The organism is Thioclava indica (assembly GCF_000714545.1).
Taxonomy (GTDB): domain Bacteria; phylum Pseudomonadota; class Alphaproteobacteria; order Rhodobacterales; family Rhodobacteraceae; genus Thioclava; species Thioclava indica.
The window spans coordinates 38,876-49,957 of sequence record NZ_AUNB01000022.1; the positions used below are offsets into that span (position 1 = coordinate 38,876).

General features: G+C 59.1%; 10 protein-coding genes. 9 read left to right on the forward strand and 1 reads right to left on the reverse strand.

Annotated elements, in window-relative coordinates:
* The first annotated feature begins 77 nt into the window (after positions 1 to 77).
* The 9 genes from mutM to gyrB all read left to right on the forward strand — a co-directional run bounded on the left by mutM (position 78) and on the right by gyrB (position 10,031).
* Positions 78 to 923, forward strand: coding sequence for a bifunctional DNA-formamidopyrimidine glycosylase/DNA-(apurinic or apyrimidinic site) lyase (gene mutM / locus DT23_RS08450; protein WP_038130419.1), 846 nt, complete (start codon positions 78 to 80; stop codon positions 921 to 923).
* 87 nt (positions 924 to 1,010) lie between these two features.
* Complete coding sequence (locus DT23_RS08455; RefSeq protein WP_038130420.1) at positions 1,011 to 1,787, forward strand: enoyl-CoA hydratase; 777 nt, start codon at positions 1,011 to 1,013, stop codon at positions 1,785 to 1,787.
* A gap of 206 nt (positions 1,788 to 1,993) precedes the next feature.
* The gene (gene rpsT / locus DT23_RS08460) at positions 1,994 to 2,260 is read left to right on the forward strand and encodes a 30S ribosomal protein S20 (RefSeq protein ID WP_038130422.1); all 267 of its coding nucleotides are present in this window, start codon (positions 1,994 to 1,996) and stop codon (positions 2,258 to 2,260) included.
* 480 nt (positions 2,261 to 2,740) lie between these two features.
* Entirely contained in the window at positions 2,741 to 4,111 is a 1,371-nt protein-coding gene (gene dnaA, locus DT23_RS08465; RefSeq protein WP_038130443.1) for a chromosomal replication initiator protein DnaA, read from the forward strand.
* A gap of 115 nt (positions 4,112 to 4,226) precedes the next feature.
* Positions 4,227 to 5,345: a DNA polymerase III subunit beta gene (dnaN, locus tag DT23_RS08470; RefSeq protein ID WP_038130423.1), complete on the forward strand. Its 1,119-nt coding sequence runs from the start codon at positions 4,227 to 4,229 to the stop codon at positions 5,343 to 5,345.
* Between the two features lie 52 nt (positions 5,346 to 5,397).
* A complete protein-coding gene (gene recF, locus DT23_RS08475; RefSeq protein WP_038130425.1) occupies positions 5,398 to 6,456 on the forward strand; it encodes a DNA replication/repair protein RecF in 1,059 nt (352 codons plus the stop codon).
* Complete coding sequence (locus DT23_RS08480; RefSeq protein WP_038130426.1) at positions 6,453 to 6,881, forward strand: VOC family protein; 429 nt, start codon at positions 6,453 to 6,455, stop codon at positions 6,879 to 6,881. Before recF ends, DT23_RS08480 begins: the two co-directional genes overlap by 4 nt.
* The gene (locus tag DT23_RS08485) at positions 6,878 to 7,498 is read left to right on the forward strand and encodes a LysE family translocator (RefSeq protein WP_038130427.1); all 621 of its coding nucleotides are present in this window, start codon (positions 6,878 to 6,880) and stop codon (positions 7,496 to 7,498) included. Before DT23_RS08480 ends, DT23_RS08485 begins: the two co-directional genes overlap by 4 nt.
* 82 nt (positions 7,499 to 7,580) lie before the next feature.
* Positions 7,581 to 10,031 (forward strand): DNA topoisomerase (ATP-hydrolyzing) subunit B, encoded by a 2,451-nt coding sequence (gene gyrB / locus DT23_RS08490; protein WP_038130429.1) that lies wholly within the window; start codon positions 7,581 to 7,583, stop codon positions 10,029 to 10,031.
* 490 nt (positions 10,032 to 10,521) lie between these two features.
* On the opposite strand, the gene DT23_RS08495 is transcribed toward gyrB, so the two are convergent.
* Positions 10,522 to 10,983: a hypothetical protein gene (locus tag DT23_RS08495; RefSeq protein WP_038130430.1), complete on the reverse strand. Its 462-nt coding sequence runs from the start codon at positions 10,981 to 10,983 to the stop codon at positions 10,522 to 10,524.
* Positions 10,984 to 11,082: the final 99 nt, after the last annotated feature.

Genomic DNA, 11,082 nt, shown 5'->3' on the forward strand with positions numbered 1-11,082 from the left:
CAAGCCCTTGCCGATCCTGAATTCTCCCCCTTCTTATAAGAGCCCTTCCGGCCATTACAATGCGACAGGAGTGAACAATGCCCGAACTGCCCGAGGTCGAAACGGTGCGACGCGGCCTTGCACCGGCGATGGAAGGTGCGCGGATCGAGCGGGCCGAGGTCAATCGCCCCGATCTGCGCTGGCCTTTGCCCGAGCGGATGGCAGAGCGGTTAACAGGCGTTACGGTCGAACGGTTGCGGCGACGATCCAAGTATATCCTCGCCGATCTTGATACGGGTGAGAGCCTGCTGATTCATCTGGGCATGTCGGGGCGGATGATGGTGTCGGGCGTGATGTTGGGTGAGTTTCACCTCGATCATCCCGCGCCACTGAAACATGATCATGTCGTGCTGCATATGGAGGGCGGCGCACGTGTGACGTTTAACGATGCCCGCCGTTTTGGCGCGATGGATCTGGTGCGCACGGATCGTGAAGCGGCGCATTGGCTGCTGGCCGGGTTGGGGCCGGAACCTTTTGGCAATGACTTTCACGAGGAGTATCTGGTCGAGGCACTTAAACGGCGCGCAACGCCGATCAAATCCGCGCTGCTCGATCAGCATGTCGTGGCGGGGCTGGGCAATATTTATGTTTGCGAGGTGCTGCATCGCGCCGGAATTGACCCCCGCCGACAAGCGAAACGCATTTCCAATCAACGCATTGCCAGTCTTGTGCCGATCATTCGCGACGTTCTCAGCGAGGCGATCGAGGCAGGCGGATCGAGCCTGCGCGATCATCGTCAGGCAGATGGCGAACTGGGATATTTTCAACACAGCTTTCATGTCTATGACCGTGAAGATGCCCCTTGCCAGCATTGCGCCACACCAATCCGGCGCATCGTACAGGCCGGACGTTCCAGCTTTTTTTGCCCGCAATGCCAAAAGTGACGTCACGCGTTGGCGCAAACAAGGTGCTTGATCTGGTCTTCTCACCTGATAGGACTCTCGTTCAAAGTTAAGGAAAGGCAAGACCGAATGGCCTACCAGACCCTGATCGTCGAGATTGAGGATTACGTTGCCCTGATCCGGCTTAACCGCCCGGATGCGCTGAATGCGTTGAACGCCCAATTGTTGGGAGAACTGGCAGATGCGCTGAAATCGGCGGATCAAAATGACAAGGTGCGCTGCATCGTCATTACCGGCTCGGACAAAGCGTTTGCCGCTGGCGCTGACATCAAAGAGATGTCGGAAAAAAGCTATGTGGACATGTTCACGTCTGACTATTTCGGCCCCGAATCCGAGGCCATCACCCGCACACGCAAGCCGATCATCGCTGCGGTGTCGGGCTATGCGCTTGGCGGCGGATGCGAATTGGCACTGATGTGCGATTTCATCATCTGTTCCGAAAGCGCGAAATTCGGCCAGCCCGAAATCAACCTCGGCGTCATCGCCGGGATTGGTGGCACGCAGCGCCTGACGCGCGTTGTGGGTAAGGCGAAGGCGATGGATATGCACCTCACCGGGCGCTTCATGGATGCGGCCGAAGCCGAGCGCTCGGGGCTGGTCAGCCGCGTTGCGCCCAACGCCAAGCTGATCCCCGAAGCAATGGCCGCCGCGAAAAAGATCGGCGAGAAATCCATGCTCGCCACTGCCGCCGCGAAAGAGTCGGTGAACCGTTCGTATGAAACGACACTGCGCGAGGGCATTTTGTTCGAGCGCCGCTTGTTCCACGGGCTGTTTGCAACCGAGGACCAGAAAGAGGGCATGGCAGCCTTCCTTGAAAAGCGCGAGCCGCAGTTTCGCGACAAGTAAGCTGCGCGGCGCAGCAATATGACGATGCAGACGGGGCTTCGGCCTCGTTTCGCATTTTCAGGGCTTTCCTTTGCACCCCTTTTGCCTTAGAGACGCCGCTTACATGCGCGTGGAGCCCGCTCAGGCTAGAATCAACTAGGTTCGCTGGAACCCGGGCTGTCGTGCAATTTTGATATTTGAACAGACCCGGAAAGTGGAAGAACACCATGGCAAACACGCCCCAGTCCAAAAAACGCGCCCGTCAGAACGAGCGCCGTCAAGACGTCAACAAAGCGCGCCGTTCGCGCATCCGCACCTACCTGCGTAAAGTCGAAGAAGCGATCGCTTCGGGCGATCAGGAAGCCGCAACCACCGCGTTGCGCGCCGCCCAGCCCGAATTGATGCGTGGCGTCACTAAAGGCGTCGTTCACAAGAATACCGCTTCGCGTAAAATGTCGCGTCTCGCGTCGCGCGTGAAAGCGCTTTCGGCCTAATTCGCAAAAAGCGATTAGAACATTAGAAATCTGGGCGCCGCTTTGGCGCCCTTTTTCATTTTCACAACATTTTCATACGCTTGCAGCATCAGTGTTGCCTTTTTGCGCAGCCTTGTCAGATTCGTTTTCGGAAATCCGCCGTCAAGAGAAAAGGTCAGTTGCCTGCGCGCTCACCAAGTTGCTAGTTTCACCAAGCGATTCACGTCGCCTTGGGGGACATAACGTATTCTTCTGCTAACGAGGGCGGTAATAAGTCTGCCGTTTCAATAAAGTAACGCCGTAACCTCGGTCAGGAAAAATACGATTCCGATTCTATAGGGCCTTTGCCCTTTGGCTTCGGCAGTTAGTGCTGCCACCGACTTTTGTCGGGCGGTCAGCTATGTCCCGTTGCGTGGTTAAGGCGGCTGCCATCCGCTTTGACCGTTCTCCGCCCAAGGTGACACGCGTCGCAACTGATGTGTGTATTTGATGGGCGGGATCATGACGGACGAAACCTGGGGGCAGGTCTGCAATCAGCTTCAAAAGGCTGTTGGACAAAATAATTACACGACTTGGATCGCACCGTTGGAGCCTGCGGGCCTGACCGACGGAATCGCGTCTTTTCACGCGCCGACGAAATTCATGCGGGACTGGGTGTCGCGCAATTTTGCCGAACCGATCCTGCGCGAGCTGCGCCACGCTGGCGTAACCGTAGAGCGCATCGAGATTCTGGTGCATAAGCATCGCCCGGCCAATTCGGCCCCGGCGCCGGCCCCGGTGCGTTCCAACGCACCCGCAATGCGCAAACCTGCCAATGCGGGTGACGCCTCCCTGCCCAGCGCGCCTCTTGATGGCCGCTTCACCTTTGACAGCTTTGTCGTCGGCAAGCCCAACGAGCTGGCCCATGCCGCCGCTAAACGCGTTGCCGAAGGTGGTCCCGTAAGCTTCAACCCGCTGTTCCTTTATGGTGGCGTTGGCTTGGGGAAAACGCACCTGATGCATGCAATCGCGCATGATCTGCACCAGCAGCGTCCCGACCTGCGCGTGCTGTATCTTTCCGCCGAGCAATTCATGTATCGCTTCGTGCAAGCCTTGCGCGACAAGCAGATCATGGATTTCAAAGAGATGTTCCGCTCGATCGACGTTTTGATGGTCGATGACGTGCAATTCATCGCGGGCAAAGAAAGCACCCAAGAAGAATTTTTCCATACGTTCAACGCGTTGGTCGATCAAGGAAAGCAGATTGTGATTTCCGCAGATCGCGCGCCCGGTGAGATCAAGGATCTTGAGGAACGCATCAAGTCGCGCCTGTCCTGTGGTCTTGTGGTTGATCTGCATCCGACCGATTACGAACTGCGCCTTGGCATCTTGCAAACCAAAACCGAAAATTACCGCGTCGAGTATCCGGGGCTGCAAATCGCGCCCGGCGTGCTGGAGTTCCTCGCCCATCGCATCACCTCGAATGTGCGCATTCTCGAAGGGGCGCTGACGCGTTTGTTTGCGTACGCATCGCTGATCGGGCGCGAGATTTCTCTCGATCTGGCGCAGGAATGTCTCAAAGATCAGCTGCGCCAATCCGAGCGCAAGGTCACGGTCGAGGAAATCCTGCGTAAAGTGGCCGAGCATTACAATATTCGCCTCTCCGATTTGGTCGGGCCCAAGCGCCTGCGTGCCATTGCGCGTCCGCGTCAGGTGGCGATGTTCCTGTCAAAATCGCTGACCACGCGGTCGTTGCCCGATATCGGGCGTCGGTTTGGCGGTCGCGATCACACCACGATCATGCACGGCATTCGCAAAATCGAAGAGCTACGTGCGTCCGATTCGCAACTTGCCGAAGATATCGACATGCTTCGTCGCCTTCTTGAAAGCTGAAACGGCCACACGGGCTTGACCCTTGGTGCAAAGCAACAGAATGTCTCGGAAAATCTATTGTGCCGGCGCGGTGAGGTGCTACGTTGCCTTCCCCGGACACTCATGAGGGATCGACATGAAATTCAGCATCGAACGCGCTGTGCTTCTCAAAGCCGTTTCGCAGGCCCAATCTGTGGTCGAACGCCGCAACACGATCCCGATCTTGGCGAACGTCCTGATCGAGGCCGAAGGCGACACCGTGCAGTTTCGCGCGACTGACTTGGATATCGAGGTCGTCGATAAGGCGCCTGCCAAGGTTGAACAGGCGGGTGCTACGACCGTTTCGGCGCTGATGCTGCATGAAATCGTGCGCAAACTGCCCGATGGTGCGCTCGTGGCGATTGCCGATGATCCCGCCGCCGGACGCCTTAGCGTGCAAGCGGGACGGTCAAGCTTTAACCTCGCCACGCTGCCCAAAGAAGACTTTCCCGTCATGGCAAGTTCGGAATATGCGGCGAATTTCGCGGCCAAGGCCGGGGTGCTCAAACGCCTGTTCGACAAATCGAAATTTGCGATATCGACCGAAGAGACACGCTATTACCTCAACGGCGTCTATATGCATGTGGCCACTGGCGAAGACGGCCAGGTGCTGCGCTGCGTGGCGACCGATGGCCACCGTCTGGCGCGCATCGATGCAGGTCTGCCCGATGGCGCATCGGATATGCCCGGTGTCATTGTGCCGCGCAAAACGGTGAACGAGCTGCGCAAGTTGCTCGATGATGACGATCAGGAGATCGCGGTCTCGGTGTCTGAAACCAAGGTCCGCTTTGCAACGCCTGCGATCACGCTGACCTCAAAGGTCATCGACGGCACCTTCCCCGACTACACGCGCGTCATTCCCGTGGGCAATACCCGCCAGTTGGAAGTCGATGCCAAGGAATTTGCCAAAGCGGTGGATCGTGTGGCGACGGTGTCGTCGGAACGCTCGCGCGCGGTGAAGCTGTCGCTTGAAGCCGACAAGCTGGTTTTGTCGGTGAACGCGCCTGATGCGGGTGCCGCCGAGGAAGAGCTGGTCGTGGCCTATAATGACGAGCCGCTCGAAATCGGGTTCAACGCGAAATACCTGCAGGAGATTGCCGATCAGGTGGATCGTGAAAACGCTGTTTTCCTGTTCAATTCCTCGGGCGATCCGACCTTGATGCGCGAAGGCGGCGATACGTCGGCAGTTTACGTCGTCATGCCGATGCGCGTGTAACGCCTGCCGGATGCCTCCGGCGGGAGTATTTTTAGCCAGATGAAAGAATGCGATGCTGCGTGAGCTGACAATCTTGCAGTTCCGCTCGCATCGGCGCGCCGAGATTGCTTTTGATGGGCGGCCCGTGGCGATTTACGGGGCAAACGGGGCAGGCAAGACCAACATTCTTGAGGCGGTATCGCTATTTTCGCCCGGCCGAGGTCTGCGACGCGCAACTGCGGATGAGTTGATGCGCCGCGATGAGGCGGTGGGCTGGAAGCTGCGCGCGCGCACCGAATCCCATGAAATCGAAACCTCTGCCCTGCCCGGTGAGCCGCGGCGCGTTGAAATTGACGCCAAAGCCGCGCCGCAAATCGCACTGGCGCAGATTTTGCGGGTTCTGTGGCTGGTGCCTTCGATGGATCGGCTTTGGATCGAAGGGGCCGAGGGGCGGCGGCGGTTTCTGGATCGCATGGTGATGAGTTTCACTCCGACCCATGCCGAAGCCACGCTGACCTATGAAAAAGCGATGCGCGAACGCAACCGGCTGCTGAAAGACATGGTGCGCGATCCGGCGTGGTATCACGCGCTTGAGGCGCAAATGGCCGACGCAAGCGCCACCATTCGCGCCAATCGTGCAGAGGCGTTGAGTCGGATCGCAGCGGCGCAAGACGGTGCGGCAACGGCCTTTCCAGCGGCGAGTCTGATGCTTGAAAATCAAGGCCCCGAGGATCTTGCCGCAGCGCTAGATGCCAATCGCGCGCGTGATATGGCGGCGGGACGCACGCTTGAGGGGCCGCATCGCGCCGATTTACTCGCCATTTACGCCGAAAAGAATGCCCCCGCCTCGCTCTGTTCGACTGGCGAGCAGAAGGCACTGCTGATTTCGCTGATCCTCGCCAATGCGCGTGCGCTGTCGGGCGAGGCGGTGGTACTGTTGCTGGATGAGGTCGCAGCCCATCTGGACGCGGCACGGCGCGCGGCGCTTTATGACGAAATCTGCGCGCTTGATGCGCAAGTAATGATGACGGGAACGGGCGCGGAGCTGTTCGACAGTCTTGGCGCGCGCGGGCAGTTTCTAGAGGTGAGCGAGGGTCCGCAGGGTTCACAGGTGGTAGAGGGCACGACATGAGCTATCCGGCGCAGCGCGTCACGCTTATCACCTTGGGCGTGCAAGATTTGAACCGTGCTAAAGCGTTTTACACGGCGCTTGGCTGGCAGCCTGCAGAAGACCAAGAGAGTGCCGTATTCTATCAGTTAAACGGTTTGGTTTTAGGTCTGTTTGATCGGGTTGCATTGGCGGAAGATCAGGGGCGCGCCGGGGCAGCACTTGGCACGGGCGCGATGACTTTGGCGCAGAATTTCGACACGCAGGAAGATGTGGACGCAGCGTTTGAGCAAGCGCTCGCCGCAGGCGCCACGGCGCTCAAACGCCCCGAGAAGGTGTTTTGGGGCGGCTATTCCGGCTATTTTGCCGATCCCGACGGCCATGTCTGGGAACTCGCGCACAATCCCTTCTGGCCCTTGGCCGATGACGGAGGCCTGACCCTGCCATGACGCTCACCTTGGCGCAGATCGCGCTGTATTCCGGCGCGCTTCTCGTGCTGTTCCTAACCCCCGGCCCGGTCTGGCTGGCGCTATTGGCGCGCGGCATGTCGGGTGGGTTTGCGGCGGCATGGCCGCTCGCGCTTGGTGTCACCGTCGGCGATATGATCTGGCCTGCATTGGCGATACTTGGCGTGTCGTGGCTGGTGCAGGAATTTAGCTATTTCCTGATCGTGCTGCGCTGGGTCGCGGTGGCTGTGTTTGTCGGCATGGGATATCTGCTGATCCGGCATGCTGATCACAAAATCAGCTCGGACAGTCGCCTGACACGGCCCGGCAAATGGGCGGGGTTCGTTGCGGGTCTGATCGTGATTATCGGCAACCCAAAAGCGATCTTGTTTTACATGGGCATCCTGCCGGGCTTCTTTCCGATCGCCACCATGACCTGGGTCGATATCGTGCTGGTCAGCCTGATTTCTGCGATTGTTCCGCTGACAGGAAACCTGATCCTTGCGGGCTTTGTCGACCGCATCCGCAGCATTGTTGCAAGCCGGGGCAAGATGGCGCGGCTCAACCGGATCGCGGGCGGGTTGATGATCTTTGTGGGGCTTCTCATTGCGGTGACCTGAACACGCTAAATCTTGTGTCTCAGGCGTGACATTGCCCCGCCCATCCCCTATAAAATCCACAGATAAATAAGGACGAGCGGGCATGGCCGAGAATACTCCGAACACGAGCGCTTATGGCGCTGATTCTATCAAAGTTCTCAGAGGCTTGGAGGCGGTTCGCAAACGTCCCGGCATGTATATCGGCGACACGGATGACGGCTCGGGGCTGCATCACATGGTCTATGAGGTCGTCGATAATGGCATCGACGAGGCTCTGGCCGGTCACGCCGACTATGTTCACGTAAAAATTCACGCCGATAGTTCGGTTTCCGTGCGCGATAACGGGCGCGGTATTCCGGTCGGAATTCACACCGAAGAAGGCGTCTCGGCGGCCGAGGTCATCATGACCCAGCTGCATGCGGGCGGCAAATTCAACAACACCGATGATGACGGCAACGCCTATAAAGTCTCGGGCGGTTTGCACGGGGTTGGCGTGTCGGTCGTGAACGCATTGTCGGACTGGCTTGAGCTGACAGTCTGGCGCGATGGCAAGATCCACAAAGCGCGGTTCGAGCATGGCGAATGCGTCGAGCATGTGCATGTCGTGGGCGATGCGCCGGGCGAAAAGGGCACGGAGGTGCGCTTTTATGCGTCCAACAAAGAAACCGATCCCGAGGGCACGTTCTCGAACCTCGATTACAGTTTTGCGACGCTTGAAAAGCGCCTGCGTGAGCTGGCTTTCCTCAATTCCGGTGTGCGCATCATCATCGAAGACGACCGCCCCGCCGAGCCGGTGCATGTCGAACTGCACTATGACGGTGGCGTGCGCGAGTTCGTGAAATATCTCGACCGTTCCAAAACCGCTGTGATGCCCGAGCCGATCTATATGGTCGGCGAGGTGCGCGGCATCGGTGTTGAGGTCGCGCTGTGGTGGAATGACAGCTACCATGAAACGGTGCTGCCCTTTACCAACAATATCCCCCAGCGCGATGGCGGCACGCATATGGCGGGTCTGCGCGCGGCCCTGACCCGCACAATCACGAAATATGCGCAGGAAAGCGGCATCGCGAAACGCGAAAAAGTCGATTTCACCGGCGATGACGCGCGCGAAGGGCTGACCTGCGTGCTATCCGTCAAAGCGCCCGATCCGAAATTCTCCAGCCAGACCAAGGACAAGTTGGTGAGTTCCGAGGTTCGTCCTGCGGTTGAAAACCTGGTGAACCAGAAGCTCTCGGAATGGTTTGAGGAAAACCCGAACGAGGCCAAGCAGATCGTCGGCAAGATTGTCGAAGCCGCTTTGGCGCGCGAGGCCGCCCGCAAAGCGCGTGAGTTGACCCGTCGCAAGACGGCGATGGATGTCGCCTCGCTGCCCGGCAAACTTGCCGATTGTCAGGAAAAAGACCCCGCGCTCTCCGAAGTCTTCCTCGTCGAGGGGGATTCCGCAGGGGGATCGGCCAAGCAGGGACGCGAGCGAAAAAATCAGGCGGTTCTGCCGTTGCGTGGTAAGATCCTGAACGTCGAGCGCGCGCGCTTTGACCGGATGTTGTCATCGGATCAGATCGGCACCCTGATCACCGCGCTCGGCACCGGAATTGGCCGCGATGAGTTCAACATCGACAAGCTGCGCTACCACAAGATTGTCATCATGACCGATGCTGACGTGGACGGCGCCCACATCCGCACCCTGCTGCTGACCTTCTTCTTCCGCCAGATGCCAGAGCTGATCGAACGCGGCTATCTCTATATCGCGCAACCGCCGCTCTATAAGGTCGCGCGTGGCAAATCCGAGGTTTACCTCAAGGATCAGACCGCGCTGGAAGATTATCTGATTGATCAAGGCGTCGATGGCGCGATCTTGCGGCTCAATACCGGCGAGGAAATCTCGGGGCAGGATTTGCGGCGCGTGGTCGAAGAGGCGCGCGTGATCAAGCGCATCCTTGGCGCGTTTCCCACCCACTACCAGCGCCACATTCTGGAGCAAGCCGCCATCGCGGGTGCCATGTTGCCCGGCAAGATCGACTCGGACGCCCAAGGTGTCGCCGACGCGGTGGCCAAGCGTCTGGATCTGGTCGCGTTGGAATATGAACGCGGCTGGCAAGGCCGCCCAACGCAGGATCATGGCATTCGCCTGACTCGCGTGTTGCGCGGTGTCGAAGAGGTGCGCACGCTTGACGGGGCCATCCTGCGCTCGGGCGAGTCGCGTCGTCTGGGCCAACACACCGAGACGATGACCGACGTTTACGACCGCCCCGCCACGCTGATGCGCAAAGAGCGTGGGATTTTGATCCACGGACCGCTCGAGCTGCTCGACGCGATCCTGAAAGAGGGCGAAAAGGGTCTGTCCCTGCAGCGCTACAAAGGCTTGGGCGAAATGAACCCCGAGCAGCTTTGGGAAACCACGCTTGATCCGTCTGCGCGCACGCTCTTGCAGGTCCGCGTCGAAGATGTGACCGAGGCCGAGGACATCTTCTCGAAGCTGATGGGAGACGTTGTCGAACCCCGCCGCGAGTTCATCCAGCAAAACGCGCTGTCAGTCGCAAACCTCGATTTCTGATTCTCTGTAGGGCAGCGCATAATGCTTCGCGCTGCCCATAAGTTTTCGCAAAACGCCCATAAGGCTTCGTTTTCGCGGTTTGGGCCTACAAGGCGAACGCGAGAGATTCTCGGCCTCTGGTCACTCTTTTTTGAAGGGTTTCAGGCCCAGTTTCGGTTCCCGAACAAAAGGTGTGCTTGACCCAAGGAGGACCGTCTGATTGGGGCTGACTCTGTCCGAGGCTCGATCGGCAGTTTTTGATCGCGGCGCGACAAAAAGGGCGGGGAAACGGAAGTTCGCTGCGAAGTCTACGGACGGCCGCTTTGGGGCCGAGAGGACACTGGCAGCTTTTGTTCCCAATCGCCAAAAGCGGGCTTGGTCACCCGACTCTCACTCGGTGTCAGCGCGCTGTTTAGTGCCGCAGCCAATTCGGGGACAGAGTGATAGGTCCCTGAATCGAATCCGACGATCTTGCCCTGCTCCTACTTCGGAGAGCGCCCCGCCCCGAGCCTCAGTCCAGCTTGCGACGAACGGACGTGACCGCTTGGGCTTCGGCCGCCGCTGTGACGCGCCGCTCCAGATCATACGCCTCGGCGACGCCGAGCGCCACCAATCGGCCCAGCGTCCGATCGATCCGCGCGCGCTCCGGATGCGCTGGCTCGAGCAACCCCGGGTCTTCGACAGCGCACGCTTCGAACCATTGCACAACTTGTCGGCCGACGCCTGCCGCGATCCACAGCTCCGGTGACATCGTGCGAACGAACCAAGCCTCGACCGCCTCAAGCAGGAAACCTACATGGCGCGAGCGCGGCGCGACGAGCAGCAGGTTCATGGTGCAGCGCGCCACGAACACCGTTTGACCCCCGGGCAACATCGGGCGGAGCACCGGCAGGAACGGATCTACCCGGTCGAACAAAGCCGGCGAGAGATAGCTGTGCGTCCCATTGAACATACAATAGGTGTTGAACAGCATCTTCGCGATGACGCCAGCGCTTTCATGATCGATGTGAGCTTCGGCCGGGTTGCGAGCGCTCTTCCACCGGCTAAGTGAACCGCCCCGAGTTTACCGGAG